Genomic DNA, 26,811 nt, shown 5'->3' with positions numbered 1-26,811 from the left:
TTTATTTTCATCTTTTGGCGGAGTTGAAATTACGAATCGCCCGATTGCACCTGTAAATCGCCCGATGATCTCAATAATCGCCCGTAAATTGAAATTTTCGCCCGATTCGTCGCTATTTTCGCCCGATTACCATGGATTTTCGCCAGATTACCGTTTCGAATACCCCCTGAAGGTATATACACATCCTCCTTTTAGTAATACTTCCATCTAGCATTTCATGTAAAAGAGCCCTCTCGCCACTTAGTAACGCGAAAGGGTCTCATCCTCACTCCTTCTCCTTCAAAAAATGCTCCACCAGCTCTACATGTTCGCGAAGGTCCGTTTTCCCCTTCTCGCTTATCACATAGGTCCCCCGTTTCACTCGCTCAAACCATCGGTAATAGTTCTTTGTCAAAATAGAAGAGGTTTTTTCACCAGTACCTAAATCGCGCAGTGCCTTTGGGGACAAAGGACCGAACTTCTCCAAATAACAGGCAATCTTAACGCAATTTTCTTTATAAGCCGTTCTTATCTTAACCCGGCTGCTTCCGCCAAGGTTCACATCCGAAGAACGGCCGTCCATTTCCTTCAACAACGCGTCACGCTTGCGTTTATTTTGGCGCATGCTTCGCGACCGATCAAACGGTACTGGATCGAACATGACCTCCACACGCTTACCACGCCCGCTGAATGACACGACAATCAAGCCCAGGTCAAGCCGCTTAATTAAATGGCATAAATCTGTCCAACGCTTTGAACGTCTGCTGAAAGACGGTTTCGGGATTGCTATATACACAAGATCCGTCAACTTTTGCCTTTTTGTCGCTTGGATGAGTAGCTGAACATTTAAAGTCAGTTTTAACTCCACAACCACTACTGCATCTCCCTTCACCATCGCAATATCGCAGTCGTTCACTTCCCCGTAAACCTCATAGCCTTCTTTTACAAAATGCTTTTGAATAGGCTTATACAAGTCTACTTCATATAATTTTTTCTTTTCTGTCATCGCTCACACACCAACCTCCCCTAAATGGACAGAATCTCTCGGATGTCGTCCTCCGTCAATGATTTTGATACTCTCTCGTCAGGGTCTATAATTTCTTCTATTAAATGTCTCTTTTTATCTTGCAGTTCGTTCATTTTTTCTTCAATTGTTCCCCGTGCCACAAGCTTAATCACTTGGACCGTCTGCGTTTGCCCCATTCGATGTGCACGGTCCGCAGCCTGCTCTTCCACTGCCGGATTCCACCAAAGGTCATATAAGATAACAGTATCGGCACCAGTCAGGTTAAGACCAGTCCCACCTGCCTTCAGCGAAATCAAGAAAAAGTCTCTTTCCCCAGAGTTGAACCGTTCACAACGCTCTACCCTTTCTTCTGAAGGGGTTTGGCCGTCTAGATAAAAATAGGGCAGTCCCTGATAGGCAAGCTCTCTCCCTATCAACTCCAACATCTTTGTGAATTGGGAGAATATAAGCACCCTTCTGCCTGAACGCTGAGACTCTTCAATCAACTGTAGGAGCATTTCGAACTTAGCAGAGCTACCCTTATATCCGTTTACGAAAAGTGAAGGATGGCAGCAGATCTGACGAAGCCTTGTTAGCCCCGCTAGTATACGAATTTTATTTTTCCTCAAAGTGTCTTTGTTCAAATGCTTTAATGTATCATGTCGAAGTTTTGCAAGATAGGCCGCATAAAGCTTCTTTTGCTCAGGTAAAAGCTCTACCGATTCCAAGCTTTCGATTTTCTCTGGCAACTCTGCCAATACATCCTCTTTCACGCGTCGAAGCATAAATGGCCGGATCCGCCGCGCTATGGTTTTCCTAGTCAGATTGCTGTATTCCTTCAATCCCATAAACAACTCAGGGAAGACAACATGAAAAATAGACCACAGCTCTTCCAAAGAGTTTTCTACAGGTGTCCCGGTTAAAGCAAATTTATAATCAGATTTCACTCTTTTCACTGCTCGAAACGTCTGTGTTACTGGGTTTTTGAAGGCCTGTGCTTCGTCAAAAAATACTGTATGGAATAGGTTAGTCGCATAAAGGTTAATATCACGTCGCAGCAAAGGATACGAGGTGATGACTACATCCACTTCTTTTAGTCTAGAAAAGGCCTGTTCGCGATCTTTCCGAGTCCCATCCATAATGATTGCCTTGATCTCTGGTGCAAACTTCTTCAGTTCACTCAGCCAGTTATAAGTTAGAGAAGAAGGCGTTACAATTAAAGCCGGACATTTTTTTTGGCGAATATCAGGTAGCTCTGAGAGGATGAATGTGATACTCTGCAAAGTTTTCCCGAGCCCCATATCATCTGCTAAAATACCGCCAAAACCATAGTGAGCCAACGTTTTCATCCATTTGTATCCATGTATTTGATAATCTCTTAAAATCTTGTCCACTTGCTTTGGTACTGGAATATTTTCACTGGTGGGGTTTCGGATTTCCTCCAAGAATTGTCGGAAGCTTTCTTCTAAAGAGAACACGGCATCATCTTTTACAGAATCCAGCATCTTGAATCCTTTAATAATAGGCACATTCAAACCATGTTCTAGATCCTCATCCTGCACTGGATTGGCTTGCAAGAAGCGTTGAATCTCTTCAAATTCCCTGGTTTCCAAGGAAAGCAAGGAACCATTGTTCAAGCGATAATATTTTCTTTTTTCCTCCAGTGCACTTAACAGCTCCCTGATTTGTGATTCCGGAATGCCATCCATTTCAAATTTGAATTCAAGCCAATTGGTACGCTCTTTTTTTACCCTGATACGAATACGGGGTTTAGCCGACTCCCTGAAAATTCTATTTCTAATAGCAGTCGTTGCATACACTTGTACAAAACGTTGCAACTTAGGCAGCACATGATAGAGAAAATGATACTCCAACTCTTCGTTGTGCAGAAAGTATCCTTCTTCCGTACTTCCGAATTCACTGTCCTCCATTAAATCAAGGATTATTTGCTCCTTATCATAATCGCGGATAACCATAGTGTTCATGCGATGTTCTTTTGGATCTAACGGATTGATCATCACCTGTTCATATTGAAACTCAATACTTGCTAAAAGCCGGTTTTTTACTCTGTCCAGATAGAGCTTCGCTACTAACGGAGTTTTGGCAAACCGTTTGGCAACCGTTTCATCAAGTTCCACTTTTCCAAGTTTCCGTAAACCTGGGACTACCTTTTCGACAAACATCTGCACTTGATTGAGAGCAATAGGGATCGAATTTGTCTTAGAAGCATCCAACATTCTTTTCAATTCAGCAAGTCTACGACAGTCATCTGTGTCCAAGGAAATAAAGGAACCGTCCTTGAAAACAGTATTATAGGCTCTAAAAACGAATAAATCATTTAACCCATCAATCTTCAGCACAACCCCATTTGCATGTTCTTCTGTAAAAGAAAAATGAAGGGAAAGGGGCTCTTTTACTAACGTAAAGCCATTGTATGCTTGTTTATTAACATGCATTTTCACATCTACCTGCTGTAAAAGCGTTGCGACTTTTCTAAAGGAGGATGGTGGGAGAATTAGTTCTTGCGGCAATAAATCTATTTCCTCCAAAAATGTTTTTTCATCATCAAGCATGTCTATCAAATACTGAATAACAGCATCCGCTTCTTTATTAAAGCAATGACCCTCTGGATCAAACAAGTCACTACGTTTTCCATTCTTTATCGCCTGTAGTAGTTTACGTGGATCTTGTACAATGCTCTGGTTCAACGAAAGCTCTATACCAAGGAAATTCTCCTTGTCTTTTACTACCGGTTTCAGAGCAAATACTACGTCTACCACTTTTCTTTTTTCAAAATGAAGCTGACTGCCGCTTGTTGGTTTCTTATCTGCTTGGAATAGTCGGAACACTTCTTCTGACAGGTCATGTTGTGACAAATGGTTTTCATAGATCGTCAAAAGCACAGCTGCAATATGCTGACATTCTAATTTTACAGAAGCAAGCTTTGGACAAGTACAGCTCGTGTGAAAGTCCCCCGTACCAACCGCCGTCACGACAACATGGAAATCCTCAGACGTTGAAACGACAGCAATACACCTATCGTTCGTCCATTCTTCTATTTTCACTTTATCCGCTCTGCGAAATGCCTCCCCGCTTTTTAAGGAAACAGAACCACATCTTTCTTGGATGAGTTTTTTATCTACTTTTATGTTCATGTGGTGTTCTCCTTTCAGGGTGGATTTCGACTTTCTAAAGTAGATTGTAACACACAATAAGAAGCACAGCCCCCTAGTCTGGCAAGCTGTGTCTCCGCTTTTCTATATAGTTCTTATACTTTTTGATTTCATATCATCAACTGCTTCGTTCATTCTTGCTAGGTCATAGATCCCCTTCATCAGAAAGAATCTGGCTACAAGGTCTGGGATATCATTTCCGGATAAGGAATACCCAGCGGCACCAAGCAGGTCTTCTGTTTCTTCCTCATCAAGTCCCAAGGCAAAAGCCAATGCTACCATCGTCGTTTTTCTTGGGCGATATTCTGGGTTTGTTCGTATTTTTGAAAAGTGTTTGCGGTCCAAACCGGCCTTTTTATATATTTCCGCATCTGTTCCGCCATTGCGGTCCATATACTGAAACAGGACCTGTTGCAGAGTCGGCTTTTTATTGTTTTTAATGAACTCTTCAATTTCAAAGATATCACTTTTTTCATGTAAAACAGGTGATTCGTTGTAGCAAATGTACTCTTTTGCCTCCAGCTCATCATGTATTTGATGCTGCCATATAAATTCTTCGAGTTCCTCCAAAAACTTTTTATCTACCATTCTCCGACCTCCAAATGTCGCTTTGAAGGCGACCATTTAATGGATATTATTAGTTATTATTATAGCATGAAGGAGGATGATGAAAATGAATAAAAACTTAACAGAAATTATTTTTCTAATGGACAGAAGCGGGTCAATGAGCGGCCTGGAAAAGGACACGATTGGAGGATTCAACTCATTTCTAGAGAGGCAATGCAGACATGAAGGCGAGACAATTGTCACCGCCGTTCTTTTCGACGATGAAGTGGAAACTCTGTGGAACGGGGTGGATGCGAGGAATGTTACGTTAACAAGAGAAGACTATTACGTTAGAGGCACTACTTCCCTTTTGGACGCAATCGGGAGAACGATAATGGACGTAGGAAACCGTTTATCACGTACTGAGAAAGCTTTAAGACCAGGAAATGTAATCTTTGTCATTACTACTGACGGTATGGAGAATTCAAGCGTAGAGTTCACCTATCCGAGAGTAAAGGAGTTAATCCGTCACCAAGAAGAAAAGTACAGTTGGCAGTTCATCTTCATGGGAGCGAACATTGATGTTGCAAAGGAAGCAGAAAACTTGGGGATACACGAGGATCAAGCATTTAACTTTGAAGCTACCAACCAAGGCGTGGAGATGATGTATGAAAATGTCTGTGACATCGTATCTGAAAAAAGGATACAAGTAATAGAAGATTGATAGTATGTAAGAAAAAGTAAAAAGGGAACCGCAACTTCTACATCTTTTCGGGTTCCCCTCATTTTTTCTACTATTTTGCAGCAATGGATAGTAACTCTTCCATACCTACCCAAAGCTCTGTTTTTTCTATCTGCCCTGCGATCTGCAAGAGCAGGTCTTCTTTCCCGCGCCCTGCCATAAACTGGACACCTACAGGGAGGCCTTCCTCTGTTACATGCACTGGTAACGACATTGCTGGCTGGCCGGTCAAATTTGCAAGCTGCGTAAAAGGGACTCTCTTTAAACTTTCTTGCACGAGTTGTTCCACGATACCCATTTTCTTTAGGAGCGTGGCAGATCCCAATTTCCCCGTCACTTGGAGTGCAATGCTTTCAAGGGGCTTTAGCTTATGATCACCAATTTTCGCAGGTGGGAAGGCTGTTGCAGGTGTTATATAAAAATCATAGGTTTCATGGAATTCTTCCATAGCATATGCGGCCACATCCCACTCCCTCATATTGAGAACGAATTCTTGCGCAGACATGGACTTTCCGATTAGACTAAGCAGCCAAGTCGCAGGCTCCACATCATTCAGCGTCGCTTTTCTCCCTAGTATCTCCTCAAGAGCAGCAATCATGGCGCTAACTTCTCCAAAGTAGAGGGAGAGATAGCTTGTGGCAACTTTTTTTCCATCTACCGGTGCATCGATTTCTTCTATACTATGACCTTCTAATTCTAAATACTTCAACGTTTTCTTGACCGCCTCTAAACATTGTTGGTCTACTTCTGTACCAATTGGTGATTTAGTAGAGTACGCGATGCGCAGCTTTTTCTCTATCGGTTGTGGAAGGATTTCCAAATAACTTCTATTATAATCTGGGATGGAAAATGCTGCTCCTTTTTCCACTCCCTTTAATTCATCTAGGACAGCCGCGCTATCTCTTACTGTGCGTGTAAGCACATGTTCTACTGCCGCCCCCTGCCAAAAACGGCCAAGTTGCGGCCCTACAGGGGTCCTTCCTCTCGTTGGCTTTAACCCAAACAGCCCGCAGTAAGCTGCTGGAATTCGGATAGAACCCCCTCCATCATTAGCACCGGCAATTGGAACCATACCTGATGCCACTGCCGCTGCCGATCCGCCACTTGAACCACCAGGGGTGTGAGTAAGTTTCCATGGATTTCTTGCAGGTCCGTATGCAACAGGTTCTGTTATGGCCATTAAACCAAACTCTGGTACATTTGTTTGCCCTAAAAACTGAAAGCCACTTTTCCTTAACCGACTAACATATTCAGAGTCCCTCTTTGATCTATATTTGCTTAGAGCTCTAGATCCCAGCGTTTTCGGTTCACTTTTTATTTCTTGACCTATATCTTTTAATAGAATCGGAACTCCTGCAAATTGCCCTTTAGGATCCATTTCTGTAACAGCTCTTGCCTGTTCGTACATCCTATGGATAACCGCATTCAGTTGGGGATTTTGCGTCTCAATTTCACTGACCGCCATTTCTAACAGTTCAATGGGCTTGACTTCCTTCTTTTTGACCAATTCTGCCAGTCCAAGTCCATCATATTTTTTGTATTCTTCCCTCTTCAACGTTTATCACCTCTTTATACTCTATTCCTCAATGAAGGTGAATAAACCTCTGTCTCAAAATCAAACATTATTCCATTTGCCAGATGAAGTCCTTCCTATCAACACCAAAGCCCACCCTCCAACATAGGCTATATGACACAGATATATTTTTTAGATCTTGGGCTTGTTCGCCTTAGAGAGGAGCTTGGTATAGATGGAGTTGACTGCAGCACATTGGATGTACTTGATTGGGACACTCGTTATTATCTTTACAATGTTGTTCAGGCAGAATGTGGTGGTTCCTGCCATCCTAGTAACGTTTTTAGTTGGGTGGATTTTCAGCGGTTCATTCATTTTTGGGCTTCAAACCATATTTAACGCCAGCTTGGTTGCAGCGGGAGAACTGTTCAATATCTTCCTGATTATAGCCATCATGACGGCACTATTACATTCCCTTAAATCTTTGGGTACTGATGAACAAATGATTACACCTTTTCAACGGGTGATGAAAAATGGGCATATCTCGTTTTGGGTCATTGTGTTTGCCACCTATGCAATTTCCCTTTTCTTCTGGCCGACACCAGCCGTACCACTTGTGGGCGCACTTTTAATTCCAGTTGCCATTAGAGCGGGACTTCCTCCGATTGGAGCAGCTATTGCCATTTCACTAGCCGGTCAAGGAATGGCCTTATCATCGGACTACATTATTCAAATAGCCCCATCCTTAACCGCTACCGCTGCTGCAGTTGATATTGGAACGGTTGCTGATCGCGGGTTCATTTTGTCACTTGTTACGGGAGTGGTAGCTATCACTCTTGCTTATTTTTCAATCCGCAAGCTTATTGCACGGCCGTCAAATGAGCATTTAGTAAAATGGAACGAAACAGACAACCAGAGCGGGGAGACAGAAGGACTGTCAGAAGGCGGACCAGTGACAAAAAGTAAATACAGTTCTTTGTTTGCTATTTTAGTTCCAGGCACTTTTCTCGCCATCATTATTTATATGGTACTGGCGAAGTTTTCCGATGTTCTTCCTTCTCTAGAAGGTGGAGCCGGTGCCGCCCTTATCGGTGGGGCTTCACTATTATTATTAATTGGAGCGTCGTTCTTCCTTAACGCCCGAACCTCCCTTCAAACAGTCAGTGACAATATCGTCAAAGGTTTCTTATTCGCCTTTAAGGCGATGGGTCCGGTTATTCCGATTGCTGGTTTCTTCTTTATTGGTAGCGGAGAACTGGCTTCTAGAATCCTGGGCACATCTGCTGATGAGACTCCTTCCTTCCTATTTGATCTCATACTTGCAGGCCAATCCTATATTCCGGAAAGTTTCTTTTGTTGCAGGGTTTGGGATACTTCTAATTGGAATGATAACAGGCTTAGATGGTTCTGGATTCTCAGGCCTTCCTCTTGTGGGGGCACTTTCTGGTGCACTTGGGGAGAGTGTTGGTGTGGAGGCTGCCACTCTTGCTGCGATTGGACAGATGGGATCTGTCTGGGTTAGCGGAGGTACGTTGATCGCCTGGTCTTCCCTTGTGGCCGTTGCAGGATTTGCTAAGGTTCCTGTCATGGAGCTTGTGCGGCGGAGTTTTGTACCAGTCATTATTGGATTGATTGTGGCGACGTTAGTTGGACTGTGGTTGTTTTAGTGGTAAAGCCCTTCATTCAATTGTGAATGGAGGTTTTTTCTTTGTGTTTTGAAACCTTTTATATCGTTTGTCCGTATCTTATGATATACAAAATTCAAAACACTCTTTTCGGAGGCTCATGATATATGATTAAAAAAATGATGAACTATTTAAATATCGGTTCTCCTCATGTAGATCTTGTTCTAGATAACCATGAATTGAAGCCAGGTAACAAAGTGACTGGTGCCTTTCATGTGGAAGGCGGATGGGCGCAGCAGCACATTAAAAGGTTGGAGTGCGATTTGGTGAAGGAGTTTCAAGGAGACACGATTGAAACAGTGGAAGCTGTTACCACCATCCTCATGTCCAAAAGCTTGGGGGCGAACGATAAAGAGGAATATCCTTTTTGCTATCAGTTGCCTAAAGATATCGAACCTTCCACGGAATATATAAGCTACCGCTTAAACACAAGGCTAATCTTTCAGGATAATGTAAAAAGAATTGATCATGATGAAATTGTTATTCTCGGCTTAAAATCAATGAAGGCCTGACTCTTTTTTGTGGAGGCAGGCCTTTTTATTTATATCATTATTTCAATAACTCTATCCAATTTCTTTTCCCATACAGTAGCCTAATTACATATACCTGTTTTTTTTCTTCTGAGACAATGTAGAAAACAAGAAAATTATGGATAATTAATTTTCGGTATTCCTTTGAAGCGAATTCTTCCTCCTGAAGAATAGGGCTTTTATACGGAAACTGCTCGAGTCCCAGCACTGATTCACTGATATCTGCTATTATACTGAGTCCTAACTCTCTTTCCTGCAACTCATATAAGTAATAATCAAATATATTCCTTAAATCTTTTTCGGCAGTAGCAGTTATTTGTACAGTATAAAAATTCATTTCCTGCGTTCCTCTTGCAAGTCCTCCATCACATCTCGAAATGGCCTCACTTTTTCATTTCTAACATCTTCTAATCCTTCATCTAATAGATTATGAAGCTCAAATTTACCAACAAGCCTCTCATACGTTTCAATACTCATTACCGCTAAGTCTCCTTGGCCATTTTTTGTGATAAATACTGGTTCAGAATATTTGTGACATAACTCAGATATCTCATTATATTTATTTCTCAAATCAGAACTTGGTCTAATGTTAGGCATATATTCACCTCCAGATAGCATTATATATATCGTTATTTTATCTTAATTACGATATATAAACAAACGGAAAGTTACTTTTTAATTAATGCCACATCATTATCTAAAACTTTTTTTAAACACATTTTGAACATTTCTGGATAGTTAGCTGATAGTTGCGCTTGAGGAGAAGCCAATCCATCTTCCAAGTTGCATGTGTACTGAATAATTTGCTTGGCAAGAGACGGCGAGAGTTTATATGGGACAGCAAAGAGGTCAAAGAGGGTCATATAATAGTGGTTTCCTAGAGGTAAAAGGATCCCTGTCATGAGATCACCGTGGTTAGGTTCGAAATAATTAATTTCACTAACACTTGTGAATCTTGTTTTCCCTAAAAACATGTCAGTAAGGGACCAAACATATTTTGCATGCACGTTCTCTAAGTAATAAAAGCCAGGAGTCGCATATTGCCATTCTTGGAGGAGACGGTACAGTATTCTTTTATTCTTGAATTTCTTCTTACGTCTCTTCAGATACATTTGGTAGATTGTTTGACGGTTTGGAGCAATTTTCGAACAGAGAATAATCCACCAGTAGTAGTAAACCAATACATACTCCAATTCTTCCTCAGTAAGGGTATATTCCTCAAAAAAACTCACAACCTTTTCTTCCATGAGGTCTCCATATTCTTCAAAAGAAAAATGGAGAATATCCGATAGGATACTAGGAATATCTTCTAAGGCCTTGTCCATTAGAGATGTAACACTATTTACTTTTAATTTCTTAGTCAATCAAACACTTCCTTTCTTGTTTGTAATTAATAAGGGTCTAAAGTTTTGGAAATTCACATCAGATGAGTTTGTAAAGAGAAAAGGAGAAAATCAGGAGAAAAGGAATACACTTCAAGTATAAATAACCAACAGCCGAAAGACAAGAAAAATTTTCCATATAAATTCACAGTGATACGTTAAATAATTAAAGAGGGGTCTGACCCTCACCGCTCTAAAGCGATAAAGCCATCCCCCACTCTTACAGGTTTATTCTGCTGTTGGTAGTGTCAGTTTGTATTTGGCGAAGCCGTTTTGGGAGGATCCATCGTATTGGATAGGTCCGTTTTCCGGTAGTGCATCGACAGCATCAGGTGAGGAGTCGAATGTTACGTTGACGGGATCATTGATTAGCGCGTATGCGAGTTCGTGCCAAAACGCATCTAGTAGTTGCTGCCAAATCGATATCTCCCCCCTTCTACACAACATAAGCTCATGTCAGAAGACAACGAGTTGATACTATAATTTGACGAGATTATTTCCCACTAGCTTTTATCGTTCTTTTTTTCCAATTTCGCTTTATCTTTTATAATATCTTGTTTGTTTTGCTCTATTAGTTGTTGCATCAGTTTCTTTCTCATTATCCGTGTCCTTTCTATAGATAAGTACTTGTTACGCGGACTTCTTTAGTTTCCCAACCACTTCTAAGACAAATTTAATAATCTCTTCTTCATCCTCCGGTTCAGGGTTGAACTCTATTTTCAGCGGATCAGACAACACGGTCCCCCCACGGGTTTCAAGCAATTCTTTAAGATGGTCAAGGGCACCGCAGAATTCAGGATAAGAAGTGTCCCCAGAGCCGAAAATCGCAAAAGAGCGACCTTCAAGATCCATTTCCTCCAGTTCTTCTACTATATCTAAGCATTCATCTGGGTAATCACCATCCCCCCAAGTATACATACCTAAAATGGTAATGTCATAGTGTAAAAGTTCCTCAGCACTATCTAGACTATGAACGTCCTCCAATACCACCTCATGTTGATGTTTTTTAAGTTTTTCTGTGATACTGTCCGCTATTGCCTCTGTGTTCCCGGACATGCTTGCATAAAAAATTCCTATTTTCATCTTCTATCACTCCTCTCAATGTAGCAGACTTGGAACTTGATATCTGTTGTTGATTCATTTACTTTCCAAGGGGGATGATATAAACAATTGGTCCTCAAAACCAGCACCTCTGAATCCATGCCCCTCCACACAGTCCCTATTGGAATTAAACTCATACTCTCTTTATGTATCTCATAAATCCTCGAATACCCGAATTCATCTCGGCTTGTAGTAGCATGCAACCTATTATTGGCCAGGATTATATCCTAAAAAGCTTTCTCTGAAAGAGGCTGATTAAAACAAATCCATGAATTTTCAGCCTTTCTCATTTCCACAGAGCCTTCGCCTGTCTTAACGTTTCCTTTGGAAATGAACATAGAATCCCTATCTGAAATGTAAATCGATGAAACCTTCGAATTCTCTTCTCTTTTCACAAGATTTAATTCCCCTGTTAAGAGGGAGTACTTCCATACGCCACCGTGCTCCTTATTTACTTGTGTACCAATGTAAATGCAATCATCTGAAAAAAAGAGCGACCTGATTAATGGAGGCCACTGAAAAACCTAGTAACCAATCTTTTGGATAATTTATAGCTGTTGATTGGAGCAATAGGCGAAGACTCCTACGGGGGAGTAGCGACAATGTTGAGACCCCGCAGGGCGTAGCCCGAGGAGGCTCAAGGTCGCCCCGTGGAAAGCGAAGCCGTTTGCGGAAATTAACAGCGGTGTCTTAAAAAAATCTAACATCAAAGACTTTTTCAGTGGCCAAGATTAATGGGGGAGCACTAAAAGATGCGAATGGCTTAACGACAGCCCAGCTAGAACCATAGTTTCTGGACATATATAATTTACTTCCACCATGTGTTACGATTAGGCCCTTATCGTTTCCGGCTATATCCCATAAACGCTAGGAAACGGAAAATGTCGTATGGGTCCACTTTTTCTGATATGGTTCATATCGTAAAATCGTCCCATAATCCCCAATGCCAAAAATAAACCTTCCTAGTCGTACAAGCTTATAAATGTCTTGGGAAAGGCCATATTGCAATACCCATTCCCCCTCCTCGAAAGAATAGATACCAGATTTCTTTACCGCAACAATGAATGGAATGTCAGGAGTAGATAAAACGGCAGTGGATCCTTTGTTAAACATAATGAAAATTCTCTTCCACTTTTTTAACCCATGTAATGAATCTTTGAGCAAATTGTCTACATTCCAATTCTTGTTCCTGTGTTTCAGGACTAGACTCCACCTTTAATGTTTGATCATAAACGGCGGCCCCACAACTCTTTAGCTTCTCAGAAAAGGTATCCACTGCTGCACAAAATTTAGGATATGTGTGGTCTCCTGAACCAAAGCATGCTGCAGGAATACTGTTTAACTTTAATCCATTCAACTCTTCATAAAAGTCCTCCGCCTCATATGGGAGATCACCGTCCCCCCAGGTGTAGGAACCGATAAAAATACCGTTATAGGTTGTGATTTCCTCTACATCTACTGTATCCAAACACTCCAAGACAACCTCGCATCCTTTTGCAAGCAGTTCATCCTGCAAAATATTAGCAATGTCTTCTGTGTTTCCCGACATACTTACATATCCAATAAATATTCGCATTCCAGAACACCTCTAGTTGATAATTGTTTTCAATTAATATACTGGTATCATAGTTAATAATGATTATCATTGCCAATTGTTTTCTATAAAATTTTGAGAAAGATTCTCATTTTGGCACATATAATCTTCATGTAAATGTCATTTAGAGGAGGCGGAATTAATTGAACAGCGTGAATGATTATCGGCTGAGAAAGATACAAGGACTCGCACAAGAAATCATGGATGAAGTCAACAAACATAAACTGGCGGAAAGTGATCTGGAATTGTTGCACTTAGTAATAGATAACTTATCAAGAGCTGTCGTAGATGTAACAGATCCAAATGGAAATTATTCAATAGATTATTTAGAAAAAAAGGTAGTAAAAGCTCACTCACTATTAATGAAACAGGGATAGCCAATTTCCACAAAAAAGAACCGTTGCAACTTGAAATGCAACGGTTCTTCTCATTTTTCAATTTATGAAATAGTTACGCGACCCTTTTCCCCAACTCTTACACTACCATCCTTAATTTCAACTGCTTCACCAGCAGCCAAGTTTGTAAATATTATAGGTGTGATGATGGATGTCGCTTCTTCTGACACAATGCGCAGGTCTACGTTCAGTAACGCTTGTCCTTGCTCCACTGTGTCGCCTTGTTCTACTAAACTTTCAAAACCTTTTCCTTTTAAGTTAACTGTGTCGATTCCCACATGCACAAGGACTTCGCGTCCGTCAGCCGTTTCGATGCCGATTGCATGTTTTGTCGGGAACAGGTTCACGATTTTACCTGCAACAGGTGAAACCACTTTGCCGTCCGTTGGTTCAATGGCAAAACCGTCACCCATCATTTTTTGTGAGAAAATCTTATCAGGAACTTCAGTAATAGGTAGTAGTTTACCAGTCATCGGCATAACTACGTCAAACTCTGCTGAAGGTGAAGTAGCAACTGCACCAGCATCCGCTGATTCAGTTTCAGAAGTTGCCGCCACTTCTTGCTTCACTGGAGTTTTTCCACTCAAGATATCTTGGATCTGTCCTTTAATCGTTTCAGAACGTGGTCCGAAAATTGCTTGGATGTTGCGGTCAATTTGCATAACGCCCGCAGCACCTAACTTTTTCAATCGCTCTTTATCTACTTGCTCCACATCTTTTACACTTACACGAAGACGAGTGATACAAGCGTCAAGGTTTGTAAGGTTTTCTCTTCCGCCAAGTGCTTCTAGTACTCCGAATGGCAGTTCATCAACGGAACCAGTACCAGCTTCCGCTTCCTCTGTTTTTTCCTCACGACCTGGAGTCATCAAGTTAAACTTCTTGATCGCAAAACGGAATCCGAAGTAGTAGATAACGGAGAATACTAGTCCAACAGGAATTACCAACCACCATGCTGTTGCATTTGGAAGGATACCAAATAGAATGTAGTCAATGACACCACCGGAGAATGTCATTCCGATTTTTACATCTAAAATATGCATGACCATGAAAGAAAGTCCTGCAAACACTGCGTGAATTCCGAATAATACTGGTGCTACAAATAAGAAACTAAACTCAAGTGGTTCTGTGATGCCTGTTAAGAAAGATGTTAATGCAGCAGAACCCATGATACCTGCTACAAATTTTTTGTTTTCTGGACGTGCGCAGTGATAGATTGCTAGCGCTGCTGCTGGAAGACCGAACATCATGAATGGGAATTTACCCGTCATGAACGTTCCTGCCGTAAGCTCGGCACCGTCTTTCACCTGCTCCATGAAAATACGTTGATCACCGCGAACCAATTCTCCTGCAGCATTTGTATAAGAACCAAATTCAAACCAGAATGGAGAATAGAAAATATGATGCAAGCCAAATGGAATCAATCCACGTTCTATGACACCAAAAATAAATGCTGCCAACGTACGGTTTGATTCTGTCATAAAGTAAGAGAATGTATTTAGTCCATCTTGCGCGAACGGCCAGATGAAGTTCATGACCACCCCAAGCACAAGTGCGGAAGCTGCCGTTACAATCGGTACGAAACGCTTACCGGCAAAGAATCCTAAGTAGGATGGCAATTCGATATTGTAAAATTTATTGTACATATAGGCACCGAGCACCCCGGCTATGATACCCCCGAACACCCCGGTTTGAAGGGTCGGAATTCCTAAAACATTCGCAAGCGCAGGGTCACTTCCAACCTGGTCAGCGGTAACTCCACTGATAACACTCATCGTAACGTTCATAATTAAGTAACCGATCATTGCTGCAAGACCGGCAACCCCGTCTCCTCCAGCAAGTCCAATGGCTACCCCAATGGCGAAGAGTAGTGGCAGGTTGGAGAATACGATGCTTCCCGCCTGTTCCATAATTTGTGCCAGTAGCACAAGTGAGTCTGCCTCTAGAAAGCCGAGGCGGCTTGTTAAGTTCGGGTTTTGCATGGCATTACCGAATGCAAGCAGGATTCCTGCTGCCGGTAGCAATGCAACAGGAAGCATGAGGGCTTTCCCGATACGTTGCAGTAAACCGAATGATTTCTTAAACATATGTGTTCCTCCTAGATATTTTTATATGCTTGGCAGGACTTTTTTAAGTTTAGCCGTTGATTTCCGTTGCAGGTGCTTGCTTTCCGCGGGCGGTCCGGGAGCCTCCTAGGCTTCGCCTGTGGGGTCTCCCCTGTCCCTTCCTTCCGCAGGAGTCAAGCACCTTCCACTGCAATCAACTAGTCACTTAAACTCTAAAACAACAACAAAAAGGCATGAGTGAAAAGAAAAGGTACACGAAGGAAAGGTAGATAGACTTCTACCGTGTTTCTTCGTTTACGCTTTCTTCCGCTCATGCCTGCATGACCAGTAACACGTGAAAAAAGTGTTTTGGATATTTATTGTTTTGCAAGCCTTTGCAAATGTAGGGTCAGGTATACCGCCTCAGCATCTGGGACTGGCTTGTGTAAGTTCTGCTGCATAATTTTTATCAATTTCCAAGCTAGATTGTAGCACACAGGATATTCGGCTTGCAACACTTTTGCGAGCGCTTCCTGATTTTCTGGCCGGTTCTCGTCTTTTTGCACCCTTTCAATTGACGCGTGAAAATGACGAATGAGTCTCAGATAGTTCACATCAGTGCGGTCAACGGACATTTTCAGGGATTCCTCTATCACATCCACCATTCTGCTGATCAACTGTGTATGTTTGTTAACCTCAGACAACTCACGGTTGGTTAACGCACTATGGATATGCAATGTAATGAAACCTACCTCTCCTACTGGTACCGAGATCCCAAGCTTCTCATTTAACCACTCGACGATTTCAAGTGCCACCGTATATTCTTTAGGGTAGGCGAGTTCCGTCTCCGTCAGGAAGGGATTTTTTATATCCAGTCCCTGTTGAATTCTTTTTACGGCAAAATAAAGATGATCCGTCAAACCGACATGGATATGTTCATTCAACCTTACCTCAAACCTTTTTTCAATTCGCTCTATACATTCATTCATCAGACCGATGAATGACTCATCGACATAACTAAGTAACTGTTTATATTGTTGCTGCTCTTCCTGGTCACGAAGCACAAAGAACTTTTCCGCACTCTCGACGGAAATATCCTCACCGGTACGTTTCCCAAAGCCAATTCCTTTTCCTGTCAGGATCACTTCATTGTACTCCGGGTGGGCAGCAATCAACACATTGTTATTCAAGACTTTCTTTACACGCATGGCCATTCCTCCGGTGTATCTAAAACTGCAATATATACTAAAGTACGCTACGGAGGAGGCAGAGTCAAGCGAGCAAATTTTCCAAATGGTTCCGTCGTGATAAACACTGATCCATAATCCATTTTCCAACGTTAAGAAAGTAGGAAAACCTTATTTCTTCTTTTAAACCGACAAATAAAGATATAATGAAGATAATCACATAAAAAAGGAGAAAACCTATGCAGAATAAGGACTCTCTTCTGTATGAGCGGATCAGGAAAAAAGATAAAACCGCTCTGGAAGAACTGTACGACAGGTACGAAAAGATCTTGTATTCTTTTTTATTGAAAATAACCAATGACCACGACACTGCCGAAGAAGCGATGCAGGATGTCTTTATTAAAATTTGGCAGGGAACAGGAATCTATGACGAGTCAAAAGGGAAGTTTCGATCATGGCTGTTCACCATCGCCCGTAATAAAGCCTTGGATATTATTCGTAAGCAGCAACGAACACAAAGTGCCCCGATAGAAGATGTGGAACCATTTCTGCAATCTAACGACTCCACCGAAAAAGAAACAGAGTGGAAAGAAGAGCAAAGTGTCATCAGAGAGGCGGTCTCCACCTTATCTGATGACCAAAAGAAGATGGTTCATTATATGTATTTTAAAGGCTATACCCAGCAGAAAATAGCGGATTTGACCGGCATACCGCTTGGGACTGTAAAGGGAAGGATACGGCTGGCGCTGAAGAAACTGAAACCGTTGCTTGCAGATAGGAGGGGGAGTATATGAGTCAGAAATGTGAGTTAGTGTTGGACTATTTCAATGGCCACCTAACGCAAACAGAGAGAGAAGAATTCGAACAGCACTTAGCCACCTGTCCCGAATGTCAGGAAGAATTAATGGAACTTCAAGATCTGTTAGGAGATGTTGCCCTTGTGTCAGAGCAGGCCTCACCCCCACCAGAAATGAAGAATCGAATTTTGGATAATGTATTTGCTGAAAATGTTAATTCAGAAGGAAATATTGTTACACCGATCCCTTCTAATAATGAAACCAAAACACTCGTTGCAAAAGAAGCACCAAAATCAAAACCCTGGCTGACGACGTTGCTTGCCGCATCTCTTTTGCTTTCTTTAATTGGAAACGGCTACTTGATGATGCAAAATGCTGAAGGAAATGACTTGGCTGCTGAAGAACTGAAACAACCTGATAATGTAGTAACGTTGCAGCCTTCAGATGTTGCCAGCAGCGGGTTTGCAGCACTTTTCCAACAAGAGCAAGCACTATCTGTCATGATCCAAACGCAGAACTTACCTGAGCTTAGTGGAAACGAAGTGTACCAGGTATGGCTATTGAAGGATGGTGCACCAATACCGGCTGGCGACTTTACTATTGATAATCAAGGTAAAGGATATGTGTTCCATAACATCGAACAGACTGCTTTGGAAGATTGGGATACCATTGCGATTACGTTGGAACCTCAGAGTGGGAATGAATTGCCTGAAGGGGAGATTCATCTTTCGGCGGGGTTGTGATTGATGAAGACCTCTGTTACCAGATAATCTTAGTACTAATGTCATCATGACGTTGATGAAGACATCAATCAACTAAAAATTTTGAAACTCCGGTCTTCATAAGCTTTATGAAGACTCCTGTCACCCAATAATCTTAGCACTGATGTCTTCATGACGGTGATGAAGACACCTAATGCTTAAAAATCTTTGAACTCCGGTCTTCATAAGCTCTATGAAGACTCCTGTTACCCAAAAATTTTGAAACTCCGGTCTTCATTACCATTATGAAGACTCCTGTTACCCAAAAATTTTGAAACTCAGGTCTTTATCGGTCAAGATCACAAAGAAAAAGCTCGGAGTACCACCCCGAGCTTTTCTTTTGTTTATATTTATTCGTCGCTTTCCTCACCTTGTCTTGAATTCTGGAAAGGTAGCGTATCCCAAAAGCTTGTATCAACACTATTAATAGATCCATCAGCAATGGCTCTCACAGTAGAATCAAGCGTATTCACCGTCTGCTTGATCAGATATCCATTACTCTTCTGACCAAGAACGGCGGTTGGATTTGTATGGTCGGACATTCCTCGCATTTCAAACAATAATGTCGCGATATCATATCTCGAAGCAATTCCATTTCGGCCAATGTTATCCGTATTTCCACCCCTGTACTTGCCAAGATGCCCCCAGCCTTTTGACTCAATCTCATGGAACACTACTGCACCCAACTGCTTGGACTGCTCCACTACTGCAGGATCAACATTAGGGCTAGTCGGATGTAAAATAGATCCGGAAACCAGCTTCCCATCACGTTCACTTTGTGTTCCTTGATGATGTAAATCAATCAAGTAGTCAATGTCATACTTCTCCAACACATTTGTATGAAGTGCCGCTGCTTCAGGTTGCATCGCTTCTACCGCTTTGTCATGCTCACGGTTTAAATCAAAGTTATTTGCATTTGCCCGCGTCAAATGACGGTCTCCGTCTGCAATGTAATTATCTGTAGAAAAGTTCACATCACCCATTGCGCCGTCTGCATTCAACATTGGTATCACAAGGATATTGACATGATCCAATACCGATTGATTTTTCCCGGTTCCAAGATGCTTAATAAATTCCAACGCACCCTCTGTTGTCAGCTGCTCATTTCCATGTTGCTGAGTCAAAAACAGAATGGTTGGATTGTCCTCGTTTCTAATATATTTGGCCATGTAAATATCACGGTCTTTTACTGTTTCACCAATAACCTCAAGCTCCATCGCCTGCTGTTTTGCTTCTTGTTTGTGTAAGTATTCTACCAACTCGTCATATGTAGTAAGGATGGAGGTTTGGATAGACTCATTGCCGTTATAGTTGGGACCATTTCCAACAGCACTTGTTGGAAGAGTTCCTGTTGTTAACGTACCGATTGTCATAACACCTGTTAAAGATAACGCTAATACCGTTTTACTGATCTTTTTCATAATTTCCTCCTCAATTCAGATATTTAGTGACCCTACACATTTTATACTAGAGTTTATTGAATAATCTGTAAATGAGGATAAACTCCTTTCTTTCTACACATTCAGACAATAAATAGATGGAAAGAAATGGGCAGATATACTTATGCAAGCTTTTAGTGAATTTCTTTATGTTGGGAATTCTAACTATAGAGGTGAAAGAAATGAGAAGACATATATTAAATACGGGGATCATTTTATCGGCTCTTTTCACTGGTGCCAATACTTCTTTAGCATCTGAACGTGTAGTCCTATCAAGCATTCCTTCCGATGTGTGGCATCAAACTGTTTACTTGATTGCAGACAAGAAAAACTGGATGGAATACGATAACTTCACTGTGCAGATCGGTGACATGGGACAGTACGTTTATAATTTCCCTGACTGGTACCATGGAAAATATGATCCTTACGTGGCAAAAGCAGATATTAATGACGATATGCTGGATGACATCATTATTATGTTGAACAATGAAAAAGCTGCGATAGACCAGCCTCTAAAGGACATACATATCCTAAATCAGTTTCAAGATCCCGATCGCCGGTATAAAGAGGCTCCCATGGAATCTATTAGTTCGGTCATTATAAATAAGGTCGCTATAAAACAAATAGAAAATAAAGTCAGTATCCAAGTCGACGGAATGAATCATACAATCGACATTTCTAAATTTAGTTATGTCAATCCGAGAACACCCTATTTAAGTATTGAACTTGTTGACTATTTTATTGAAGGTGATAAGCTATATGCCACTATCCCTGTATTTATTTTACGCGACGATAGTGTTAAAGGCGGAATAATTGGCAATATAAAAGTGCGATACGAATGGGATGGAAAAGAGTATGTCGCAAGAAAGTTAACTTTCGCAGAATTTAAGTCAGAAAACTAAGGGGTTATACCTTATTCTTTGATTGCCCAGACAAAAACAACCCCATTAGCAACATCAGAGTACCCAAAGCCAAGAACCACCCTTGCCCTTCATGAGCTAAGTAGATGATGTTTCCCCAAAAGTATTCATGTCCTGACACTCTATTATTCGGTAAAGGTTCAAAAAGTGGAAGAATGCCTAACGCTGTTGCGATTAGCCCTAAGAAACTCAAGGTACTAGACATATTTTTCAAATAAACCACCCCTTGCTCTTAATTTTGAAAGTTTGTCTTCTTATTGTTATGTTAATTAAGAACGAAAAAAAACGCTTGGAATAAATTTTACCAAGCGGTTAATCCAAAGCTTTGTTTAATCTACCAACATCTCCAAATCCCTCTGTTTTTCAAAAGCCTCTCTATCCATGCGCTTCAGAATTTCCACCCAAAAATCTTCATTTATCCCATTTTCGCTTAATTCTTCCCTCTCCTCCGTCGGCTCCACAGAAGTATCTGTAATCACGAATCCCCGCACATGTTTTCCTAAAGTATTAAGACAACGTTCATTAAACGCCTCCAAAAACTCTACTTTTTCAAGAAACTCATTGTCCAGTTTGACCTTCACTTGATCTGTTCCTTGAATTTCGGCTATCTTACGGTTAAAGACTGCTTCTGTTACAAAGGCCGCGTCTACGATGGAATATCCTTTATTTTCGTATCGATCCAGGTTCATTGCCAAGCGATTATAGTCTTCATAATAGTTTATAAGAGTATAGTTGTCTTCACTAATAAGTTCTACTTGAGTTTGTGTCAAAGTCCTTGTTTGGATAATTTGCTGAAGGACTTCTTGTTTTCTTTGAAAGCTTCCTATCAGCCTGGAGGTATCATTCATTAATGACTCGGAATGATACTGTGTATAACCTCGGGATTCTTTAAACAAGGTAAAAGTAAAAAGGGAAAATACTAAGACAATTGCTATTGATCCAATTACCAGCCACTTTATCTGTTTGGCCATTTTAATACCCCCATTTTTTAACTTTCGCTAATAAATTCCCCAAGTTGCTTACTCATCTCTTCTGCATTTGTCCAATGTAAATAATGATGACCTTCGAGTGGAACAATTTTATTTTTCTCTACATTCTCTAATTGTTCTTTATAAAAGGTGATGGTAGATTTCCCGGCAGGGTTTGTCTTTTCTTCCTTAGGTGTAAAAATCATTACAGGTATATCGACCGGAAAAGACATGTTAATCGTTTTAGCGATATTATTACTAATCTCATTTGCTTCCATGATGATATTTTTATTGTAGCCATTCCAGACAGTTAAAGTTTTCGTTATTTCTAGGTTAGCAGGTGAGTATGTCCCTTCTGCTGCCAGTGGTAAAAAATCCTCTTCATTTCCCGCTATCACTATCCTTGCAATACCACTCGGAGCTACAGCCCTAAGGAAACCTGGCATAGTAGGAACAGGTACATCAAAATAATCAACCGCAGCCGGAAGTGTTGGATCAATTCCGACAATAGCCTCAACTTCTTCTGGATATGTATTTGCATAGTACATACTATAAATTCCGCCAATAGAGTGCGGCATCAGAATATACGGGCCTTCAATGCTTGCTTCTTTAAGTGCCGTCCTTACTTCTTCTACCATATTTTCTACCGTTCTATCCTTTTCTGTCTTCTCGCTCCACCCATAACCAAATGGCTCCACGACTACCACTCTATTACTCTTGCTCAACTCATTCATAAGTGGTTCAAAATCTAGCACGGGCGCTGACGTTCCCAATCCAGGAAGTAGAATGATAGTGTTTGGTCCTTCCCCTTCCACGTGAACATGTAAACTGTTACCACCCACTTCCACCAGTTGCCCAGTAGCTTCATACTTGTTCTTTTCGAAAAGAACCATTATTTGATGAGACGCAACCCACAGAACCACCAAACTTACTAATGATACCGATATATATTTTATTGCTTTGCGGAAACTGAATTTCTTCTTAGTGTTCATCTTTTCCTCTACTTTCTTTTATGAAAATTACATTCATTAACTATACGAAATGAACACTAATTTAGTTCCACAGTTTTTTCCAATTCACGACTCGAAATTCATCATTTAATTTATATTTAACTCTTCCTTATTTTCTCCAAGTATCTCCACATAGTAGGTACTTGCCAAATTCGAAACCATGGTGGTAACAGGAGAACTTAAAGTTACTTTTTCGGATTGATGCTTTCCTGTAAAGACAGTGATTTCAAAGCTAACCTCTTTATCCGGGAGAAAATTGACATGATTAAAGTCCAGCGTGAACGTATCCCCCTTTTTTATCTTTGAGTTATCGGCATATTGCCCTCCACCGCTTCCACCTCTGCGTGTTCCTTCTTGGGAATATCTGACCTCATATCCGTAGACATCAATATCAGTGTTATTAATTAGAGACAAATGAAAAGTCCCTTTCGCTGGAATATCGGCTACTGCATATCGATTACAGCCTGATAAAAATAATATTAGAATAAATGATATCAATATCGTTTGTTTCAATTCCTCATCCCCCTCTTCAAAACTTTTACATTAATTAACAGTATGATATCAGATTATTTATTGATATTCAATAAATATATTTTGAATTAAAATAAAAAAAACTTATCTCATGGTGAGACAAGTTCTACTAATTTAATTATTCAATACTCGCAAATTCTAATTCGTCTATAATCTCTACCGCTTTTAAAACAGTCCATTCTTCTACCGGCAAATCAGGATTTTTCTCTAAATACTCCTGCATTATTTGATAGCCCATTCTATAATTGGACCAACTAGGAAGCTCTTTAGAAATGCTCCCATTGTGGAGCACACTGTAATCCTCCTCACTAACGGAGTATTTGTTCTCATCCATGAAGCTCCAGACTCTATCTCTTTCATCATTACTCAACCGCTCTATCCAATGCGCTTCATAATCGGGATAGAGAATTTTGGTGAAAGTTTCCGCCTTCCCTTCCATAACAACTTTTTCTAAAAGATGAGCCGTACGTGTGTTATATTCAGAGATTTCCATGTACACTAAGTGATGATATTCATGGGCAATAAGCTCTTTAATGCTTTTCTCTGTCATATTATATGGATCCAGCATGAGAATCATCGCATTCTTTTCGGCAAATCCTGTAACCCCATGAAACTCTTCCGTATCCACGTCAGAATTAAACGGGGCCAGATATATATTATAATTTCCACCAGAAAGAAGGGAGGTTGAATCAGTCAAAGCTTCTTTAATTACTTCTACAATTTCTTTATGACGTTCATCCAATTTCACAATATAATCTTTTAGTTTGTTTCTATTATAAGGTGGCTTAAAGTATATGCTATTCTGGTAACCATAATCATATCCCAATACTTCATTACTCAAAGGGTTTCCAACAACCTTCTGGAAATTGTCACTCCTTGCTTCAGCTGAGCTATATTCCTCGTTCAAATACTCAACATAATATCCATACCACGGATGAATTTCAAATTCCTGGCTATTGATTGAAAAAGTTTCAACACTATTATTTGTCAGAACTATTTCTTTTTCCTTCTCTACTGTCTCCTCTTTTGGTCCACTCTCACATCCCGCAAGAATCAACAAACTTATTAAAAGAATAATCCTCATTTACTACCCCCTGTTCTCCCCTTATTAGAATTAGAGCTCCAACACCATCAATTCTTCGTCAAAATAGGTGTCTTCGATCTTCAAACCATTTCTATCTACTCCGTATGTAACAAAACCCAATGATGTATATAACCGCTTTGCAAATTCATTGCCCGCTGTCACTGCGAGGTAGATTTGTTCAATCTCCTTTAAATCTTTGGCCTTGTTTATTGCTTCATTCATAAGAGCTTTTCCAACGCCTAATTTTCTTTGATCAGGCTTCACATACATGGCTACTATAGTAGCTCTATGCTTGATTTTCTTCTTTGTCTCACATATTAAGGTCACCGTACCGACCAGATTATCTCCTTTAAAAGCTCCAAAGGTGTAGGTGTGGTCATTGTTAAATCTTCCTCTATATTTTTCAACTGAATAATCTATTTCATCTTCATAACTGGAGCTGAATGCTTCCGGTTTATTTTTCAATGCCTCCAACCTAATGGTTCTATAGTTTTCTGCATCAGTTGGGGTTAGCTTTCTTATTTCCATTGTGAGTTCTCTCCTTTGAACAACATCAATATGTAATTTAATTAGATGAATCTACTTTCTCCATATTCTCTATAATAATGTCTAACTTTTGCTCGATGTTTTTTAATCTTTGATTTTTGTAAGATGCATTAATAAGCAGCCTTCGGATAAATAGAGTGAAAGATAGACTACCAAGTATAATAAGTCCAAATACAACAAATTGAAAAATCGCATCGCCCATTCAAATTCCCTCCTTCTGTTACCGTTTTGACTTACATTTGAGCTTTTCGGGTCTTGAGAAGGCCCCTCTGTTACCGTTCTTGTTTTCATAGCGATGCTTCGGGTCTTGAGATGGCCTCTCTGTTACCGTTTTCACTTTCATTTCAACTTTTCGGGCGTAGAGAGGCCCTCTCTCTTACCGTTTTCCCTTTCAATGGAACAATTCGTGTCTTGATTCACTGCCAAAAAGTAAGTTTCCTTTAGTCTCCCACTCCAAACCCACTTAACTCCAATATCTCATCCGCTCTCATTTCGGTCCATTGCTCCAGAGTGATTTCTGGATTCTTTTCCAAAAAATCTTCCATAATTAGATAGCCGATTCTGTAGTTAGACCATTTAGGAATGCCAGATGATGGCTGTCCCATATGTAGCATCGTCACATCTTCCATTTCATACGAACCCTTATTTTCTTCAATGAAACTCCAAACTTTTTCCTTCGCTTCAGGACTTAGAGGTTCAATCCACGCAACATCATAGTCCGGGTACACCAGTTTTCCAAAAGTGTCTGCCTTCCCTTCCATGATTACCCGGTCCAAGAGATGGTGTTTACGATAAGACCAGTCGGAAACTTCCATGGTTACTACATGGTGGAATTCGTGTGCAATAGTTTGTTTAATACTTTTTTCCGTGTACTTTCGCGGATCGATTTGCAGAACCATCACATCTTTATCTGCGGCAAAGGCCACAACCCCACCCATTTCTAAGTAATTGAAATCCGGACTGTGAGGCTGAAGATAGATTCTGACCTTTTCGCTTCCAGTCAGTAAAGCGGTAGAGTCCGCTAACCCCTCTTTAATAAATCTACTAATCTCCACATACTGATCATCCAGCTGTACAATCATCTCTCTAAGGATATCCGTATTAACTGGTGGAACGTAGAAGGGGTCATCCCTGGAAGAATATTCATACCCATAGATTTCTTTACTAAAAGGCTTAACGACATGGGCTGAAAACAAATCCGCCCGGTTACCTTTTTTCGCTTCAAGCTCTTCCATAAAGTCTAAATAAGGTTGATGATAAGGAATAATTTCAAACGTTTGCCCATTGATGCTATATGTTTCCACGGTACCATGTTCTAATATCACTTTTTCTTGAACTTCTTCACTCACAGCTGCTGATACATTTTCGCTCTCTTGAAAGTCCTCTTCCTCAAACACTAGATCCGTATCAATCTCACCAAATCTTATTTTGATATTTTGGTTCTCCGTCATATAATGAAGCGCCTTGCTATCTCCACTTTCATTTTCGAAAATAAGGCTAGCGAGCTCATAGTTATACCAGGGTTTTTCTGCACCGAAACTTCGTGGACTTTCATTAATGGCATCAATGATTTCTTCAATGCGTTCCTTCTCATCAATGACAGTCACGCCTTCATTTGGCATTTTAATTGTTAGTTTAGTATATTCCTCATTAATAACTTTATGATGATGAAACCAGAGGACAAAAAGTATTGGGATAATTACTACTATTAATATCTTGCTGACTACTGTTTTCAATTATTATAAAATGCCTCCTTACCATATAACTGTTTATTCGCTCTTGTTTAAATACGATTAAAAGCTAGAAAAGTTTCCAATTTTCATATTAAAAGAAAAGACGCAGAAGAATGTGTACCTTCTACGTCTATATAAAATATA

Annotated in this window: 30 protein-coding genes; 8 read left to right on the top strand and 22 right to left on the bottom strand. The window is 40.6% G+C overall.

The annotated features are described in order from the left end of the window. Positions 1-265: 265 nt before the first annotated feature. The 3 genes from M313_RS0118920 to M313_RS0118910 form a co-directional block, all read right to left on the bottom strand. The gene (locus M313_RS0118920) at positions 266-985 is read right to left on the bottom strand and encodes a DUF2161 domain-containing phosphodiesterase (RefSeq protein WP_010198925.1); all 720 of its coding nucleotides are present in this window, start codon (positions 983-985) and stop codon (positions 266-268) included. 20 nt (positions 986-1,005) lie between these two features. After that, the gene (locus tag M313_RS0118915) at positions 1,006-4,140 is read right to left on the bottom strand and encodes a DEAD/DEAH box helicase (protein ID WP_010198922.1); all 3,135 of its coding nucleotides are present in this window, start codon (positions 4,138-4,140) and stop codon (positions 1,006-1,008) included. A 102-nt stretch (positions 4,141-4,242) separates the two neighbouring features. After that, positions 4,243-4,746 carry a hypothetical protein gene (locus tag M313_RS0118910; protein ID WP_010198919.1) on the bottom strand — a complete coding sequence of 168 codons (504 nt, stop codon included), beginning with the start codon at positions 4,744-4,746 and terminating at the stop codon, positions 4,243-4,245. An 85-nt stretch (positions 4,747-4,831) separates the two neighbouring features. On the opposite strand from M313_RS0118910, the gene M313_RS0118905 reads away from it, so the two are divergent. Next, on the top strand, positions 4,832-5,428 hold the full coding sequence (locus M313_RS0118905; protein WP_010198917.1) for a vWA domain-containing protein: 597 nt from the start codon (positions 4,832-4,834) through the stop codon (positions 5,426-5,428). A 70-nt stretch (positions 5,429-5,498) separates the two neighbouring features. Here the strand turns inward: M313_RS0118905 and M313_RS0118900 are convergent, their stop codons facing one another. Continuing rightward, entirely contained in the window at positions 5,499-7,001 is a 1,503-nt protein-coding gene (locus tag M313_RS0118900) for an amidase family protein (RefSeq protein ID WP_010198915.1), read from the bottom strand. A gap of 193 nt (positions 7,002-7,194) precedes the next feature. Between M313_RS0118900 and M313_RS24090 the strand changes: the two genes are divergently transcribed. From M313_RS24090 to M313_RS0118890, 3 genes are all read left to right on the top strand, one after another. Then, the gene (locus M313_RS24090; protein ID WP_326929619.1) at positions 7,195-8,481 is read left to right on the top strand and encodes a hypothetical protein; all 1,287 of its coding nucleotides are present in this window, start codon (positions 7,195-7,197) and stop codon (positions 8,479-8,481) included. Continuing rightward, positions 8,429-8,626 (top strand): hypothetical protein, encoded by a 198-nt coding sequence (locus M313_RS26850; RefSeq protein WP_326929618.1) that lies wholly within the window; start codon positions 8,429-8,431, stop codon positions 8,624-8,626. The genes M313_RS24090 and M313_RS26850 overlap by 53 nt, the downstream gene beginning before the upstream one ends. A 125-nt stretch (positions 8,627-8,751) precedes the next feature. Continuing rightward, on the top strand, positions 8,752-9,156 hold the full coding sequence (locus M313_RS0118890; protein WP_010198912.1) for a sporulation protein: 405 nt from the start codon (positions 8,752-8,754) through the stop codon (positions 9,154-9,156). Positions 9,157-9,193: 37 nt separating this feature from the next. Here M313_RS0118890 and M313_RS0118885 read toward each other — a convergent pair whose 3' ends face one another. The 7 genes from M313_RS0118885 to M313_RS0118850 all read right to left on the bottom strand — a co-directional run bounded on the left by M313_RS0118885 (position 9,194) and on the right by M313_RS0118850 (position 13,233). After that, entirely contained in the window at positions 9,194-9,511 is a 318-nt protein-coding gene (locus M313_RS0118885; protein ID WP_010198910.1) for a type II toxin-antitoxin system RelE/ParE family toxin, read from the bottom strand. Further along, a complete protein-coding gene (locus M313_RS0118880) occupies positions 9,508-9,771 on the bottom strand; it encodes a type II toxin-antitoxin system prevent-host-death family antitoxin (RefSeq protein ID WP_010198906.1) in 264 nt (87 codons plus the stop codon). The genes M313_RS0118885 and M313_RS0118880 overlap by 4 nt, the downstream gene beginning before the upstream one ends. A gap of 71 nt (positions 9,772-9,842) precedes the next feature. After that, positions 9,843-10,538 carry a hypothetical protein gene (locus M313_RS0118875; RefSeq protein WP_010198903.1) on the bottom strand — a complete coding sequence of 232 codons (696 nt, stop codon included), beginning with the start codon at positions 10,536-10,538 and terminating at the stop codon, positions 9,843-9,845. A gap of 246 nt (positions 10,539-10,784) precedes the next feature. Next, entirely contained in the window at positions 10,785-11,003 is a 219-nt protein-coding gene (locus tag M313_RS25955) for a hypothetical protein (protein WP_157182512.1), read from the bottom strand. A gap of 183 nt (positions 11,004-11,186) precedes the next feature. After that, a complete protein-coding gene (locus tag M313_RS0118865; RefSeq protein ID WP_010198890.1) occupies positions 11,187-11,639 on the bottom strand; it encodes a flavodoxin in 453 nt (150 codons plus the stop codon). Positions 11,640-12,524: 885 nt separating this feature from the next. Then, complete coding sequence (locus M313_RS0118855; protein ID WP_010198872.1) at positions 12,525-12,770, bottom strand: hypothetical protein; 246 nt, start codon at positions 12,768-12,770, stop codon at positions 12,525-12,527. Continuing rightward, a complete protein-coding gene (locus tag M313_RS0118850; RefSeq protein ID WP_010198869.1) occupies positions 12,763-13,233 on the bottom strand; it encodes a flavodoxin in 471 nt (156 codons plus the stop codon). The genes M313_RS0118855 and M313_RS0118850 overlap by 8 nt, the downstream gene beginning before the upstream one ends. Positions 13,234-13,451: 218 nt before the next feature. On the opposite strand from M313_RS0118850, the gene M313_RS0118845 reads away from it, so the two are divergent. Beyond that, positions 13,452-13,628: a hypothetical protein gene (locus M313_RS0118845; RefSeq protein WP_050780698.1), complete on the top strand. Its 177-nt coding sequence runs from the start codon at positions 13,452-13,454 to the stop codon at positions 13,626-13,628. Between the two features lie 62 nt (positions 13,629-13,690). Here the strand turns inward: M313_RS0118845 and ptsG are convergent, their stop codons facing one another. Then, positions 13,691-15,733, bottom strand: coding sequence for a glucose-specific PTS transporter subunit IIBC (ptsG, locus tag M313_RS0118840; protein ID WP_010198867.1), 2,043 nt, complete (start codon positions 15,731-15,733; stop codon positions 13,691-13,693). A 335-nt stretch (positions 15,734-16,068) separates the two neighbouring features. Then, complete coding sequence (gene glcT / locus M313_RS0118835) at positions 16,069-16,899, bottom strand: glucose PTS transporter transcription antiterminator GlcT (protein WP_010198866.1); 831 nt, start codon at positions 16,897-16,899, stop codon at positions 16,069-16,071. A gap of 218 nt (positions 16,900-17,117) precedes the next feature. On the opposite strand from glcT, the gene M313_RS0118830 reads away from it, so the two are divergent. Both M313_RS0118830 and M313_RS0118825 read left to right on the top strand, forming a co-directional pair. After that, complete coding sequence (locus tag M313_RS0118830) at positions 17,118-17,672, top strand: RNA polymerase sigma factor (protein ID WP_010198865.1); 555 nt, start codon at positions 17,118-17,120, stop codon at positions 17,670-17,672. Then, positions 17,669-18,418: an anti-sigma factor gene (locus M313_RS0118825; protein ID WP_010198862.1), complete on the top strand. Its 750-nt coding sequence runs from the start codon at positions 17,669-17,671 to the stop codon at positions 18,416-18,418. Before M313_RS0118830 ends, M313_RS0118825 begins: the two co-directional genes overlap by 4 nt. 368 nt (positions 18,419-18,786) lie before the next feature. On the opposite strand, the gene M313_RS0118820 is transcribed toward M313_RS0118825, so the two are convergent. Continuing rightward, a complete protein-coding gene (locus tag M313_RS0118820) occupies positions 18,787-19,857 on the bottom strand; it encodes a M14 family zinc carboxypeptidase (protein ID WP_010198861.1) in 1,071 nt (356 codons plus the stop codon). A 200-nt stretch (positions 19,858-20,057) separates the two neighbouring features. Here M313_RS0118820 and M313_RS0118815 point away from each other — a divergent pair, with 200 nt between their 5' ends. After that, complete coding sequence (locus tag M313_RS0118815; protein ID WP_010198859.1) at positions 20,058-20,777, top strand: hypothetical protein; 720 nt, start codon at positions 20,058-20,060, stop codon at positions 20,775-20,777. A 4-nt stretch (positions 20,778-20,781) separates the two neighbouring features. Here M313_RS0118815 and M313_RS0118810 read toward each other — a convergent pair whose 3' ends face one another. The 8 genes from M313_RS0118810 to M313_RS0118775 form a co-directional block, all read right to left on the bottom strand. Then, positions 20,782-21,009, bottom strand: a complete 228-nt coding sequence (locus tag M313_RS0118810; protein ID WP_010198857.1) for a hypothetical protein — start codon at positions 21,007-21,009, stop codon at positions 20,782-20,784. A 115-nt stretch (positions 21,010-21,124) separates the two neighbouring features. Then, positions 21,125-21,766: a hypothetical protein gene (locus M313_RS0118805; protein WP_010198854.1), complete on the bottom strand. Its 642-nt coding sequence runs from the start codon at positions 21,764-21,766 to the stop codon at positions 21,125-21,127. Positions 21,767-21,783: 17 nt separating this feature from the next. Next, positions 21,784-22,755: an alpha/beta fold hydrolase gene (locus tag M313_RS0118800; protein WP_010198849.1), complete on the bottom strand. Its 972-nt coding sequence runs from the start codon at positions 22,753-22,755 to the stop codon at positions 21,784-21,786. Between the two features lie 105 nt (positions 22,756-22,860). Beyond that, on the bottom strand, positions 22,861-23,286 hold the full coding sequence (locus M313_RS0118795; RefSeq protein ID WP_010198848.1) for a hypothetical protein: 426 nt from the start codon (positions 23,284-23,286) through the stop codon (positions 22,861-22,863). A gap of 136 nt (positions 23,287-23,422) precedes the next feature. Then, the gene (locus M313_RS0118790) at positions 23,423-24,388 is read right to left on the bottom strand and encodes a DUF2268 domain-containing putative Zn-dependent protease (protein WP_010198847.1); all 966 of its coding nucleotides are present in this window, start codon (positions 24,386-24,388) and stop codon (positions 23,423-23,425) included. Between the two features lie 30 nt (positions 24,389-24,418). Then, entirely contained in the window at positions 24,419-24,916 is a 498-nt protein-coding gene (locus M313_RS0118785; protein WP_010198845.1) for a GNAT family N-acetyltransferase, read from the bottom strand. Positions 24,917-24,953: 37 nt separating this feature from the next. Then, on the bottom strand, positions 24,954-25,136 hold the full coding sequence (locus M313_RS0118780; RefSeq protein ID WP_010198842.1) for a DUF4083 domain-containing protein: 183 nt from the start codon (positions 25,134-25,136) through the stop codon (positions 24,954-24,956). Between the two features lie 238 nt (positions 25,137-25,374). Further along, positions 25,375-26,670, bottom strand: a complete 1,296-nt coding sequence (locus tag M313_RS0118775) for a DUF2268 domain-containing putative Zn-dependent protease (protein WP_010198840.1) — start codon at positions 26,668-26,670, stop codon at positions 25,375-25,377. Between the last annotated feature and the right edge of the window lie 141 nt (positions 26,671-26,811).

This window comes from Bacillus sp. m3-13 (assembly GCF_000175075.1).
Taxonomy (GTDB): Bacteria; Bacillota; Bacilli; order Bacillales; family Bacillaceae_I; genus Sutcliffiella_A; species Sutcliffiella_A horikoshii_C.
The sequence above is the reverse complement of the archived record's forward strand: the minus strand, read 5'-3'. Positions and strand labels throughout refer to the sequence as shown.

Bases quoted from the DNA above. Each gene is read 5' to 3' on its own strand.
- M313_RS0118920 (WP_010198925.1), bottom strand. From the start codon at position 985: ATGACAGAAAAGAAAAAATTATATGAAGTAGACTTGTATAAGCCTATT.
- M313_RS0118915 (WP_010198922.1), bottom strand. From the start codon at position 4,140: ATGAACATAAAAGTAGATAAAAAACTCATCCAAGAAAGATGTGGTTCT.
- M313_RS0118910 (WP_010198919.1), bottom strand. From the start codon at position 4,746: ATGGTAGATAAAAAGTTTTTGGAGGAACTCGAAGAATTTATATGGCAG.
- M313_RS0118905 (WP_010198917.1), top strand. From the start codon at position 4,832: ATGAATAAAAACTTAACAGAAATTATTTTTCTAATGGACAGAAGCGGG.
- M313_RS24090 (WP_326929619.1), top strand. From the start codon at position 7,195: ATGGAGTTGACTGCAGCACATTGGATGTACTTGATTGGGACACTCGTT.
- M313_RS0118890 (WP_010198912.1), top strand. From the start codon at position 8,752: ATGATTAAAAAAATGATGAACTATTTAAATATCGGTTCTCCTCATGTA.
- M313_RS0118885 (WP_010198910.1), bottom strand. From the start codon at position 9,511: ATGAATTTTTATACTGTACAAATAACTGCTACTGCCGAAAAAGATTTA.
- M313_RS0118880 (WP_010198906.1), bottom strand. From the start codon at position 9,771: ATGCCTAACATTAGACCAAGTTCTGATTTGAGAAATAAATATAATGAG.
- M313_RS25955 (WP_157182512.1), bottom strand. From the start codon at position 11,003: ATGTTGTGTAGAAGGGGGGAGATATCGATTTGGCAGCAACTACTAGAT.
- M313_RS0118865 (WP_010198890.1), bottom strand. From the start codon at position 11,639: ATGAAAATAGGAATTTTTTATGCAAGCATGTCCGGGAACACAGAGGCA.
- M313_RS0118855 (WP_010198872.1), bottom strand. From the start codon at position 12,770: ATGTTTAACAAAGGATCCACTGCCGTTTTATCTACTCCTGACATTCCA.
- M313_RS0118850 (WP_010198869.1), bottom strand. From the start codon at position 13,233: ATGCGAATATTTATTGGATATGTAAGTATGTCGGGAAACACAGAAGAC.
- M313_RS0118845 (WP_050780698.1), top strand. From the start codon at position 13,452: ATGGATGAAGTCAACAAACATAAACTGGCGGAAAGTGATCTGGAATTG.
- ptsG (WP_010198867.1), bottom strand. From the start codon at position 15,733: ATGTTTAAGAAATCATTCGGTTTACTGCAACGTATCGGGAAAGCCCTC.
- glcT (WP_010198866.1), bottom strand. From the start codon at position 16,899: ATGCGTGTAAAGAAAGTCTTGAATAACAATGTGTTGATTGCTGCCCAC.
- M313_RS0118830 (WP_010198865.1), top strand. From the start codon at position 17,118: ATGCAGAATAAGGACTCTCTTCTGTATGAGCGGATCAGGAAAAAAGAT.
- M313_RS0118825 (WP_010198862.1), top strand. From the start codon at position 17,669: ATGAGTCAGAAATGTGAGTTAGTGTTGGACTATTTCAATGGCCACCTA.
- M313_RS0118820 (WP_010198861.1), bottom strand. From the start codon at position 19,857: ATGAAAAAGATCAGTAAAACGGTATTAGCGTTATCTTTAACAGGTGTT.
- M313_RS0118815 (WP_010198859.1), top strand. From the start codon at position 20,058: ATGAGAAGACATATATTAAATACGGGGATCATTTTATCGGCTCTTTTC.
- M313_RS0118805 (WP_010198854.1), bottom strand. From the start codon at position 21,766: ATGGCCAAACAGATAAAGTGGCTGGTAATTGGATCAATAGCAATTGTC.
- M313_RS0118800 (WP_010198849.1), bottom strand. From the start codon at position 22,755: ATGAACACTAAGAAGAAATTCAGTTTCCGCAAAGCAATAAAATATATA.
- M313_RS0118790 (WP_010198847.1), bottom strand. From the start codon at position 24,388: ATGAGGATTATTCTTTTAATAAGTTTGTTGATTCTTGCGGGATGTGAG.
- M313_RS0118785 (WP_010198845.1), bottom strand. From the start codon at position 24,916: ATGGAAATAAGAAAGCTAACCCCAACTGATGCAGAAAACTATAGAACC.
- M313_RS0118780 (WP_010198842.1), bottom strand. From the start codon at position 25,136: ATGGGCGATGCGATTTTTCAATTTGTTGTATTTGGACTTATTATACTT.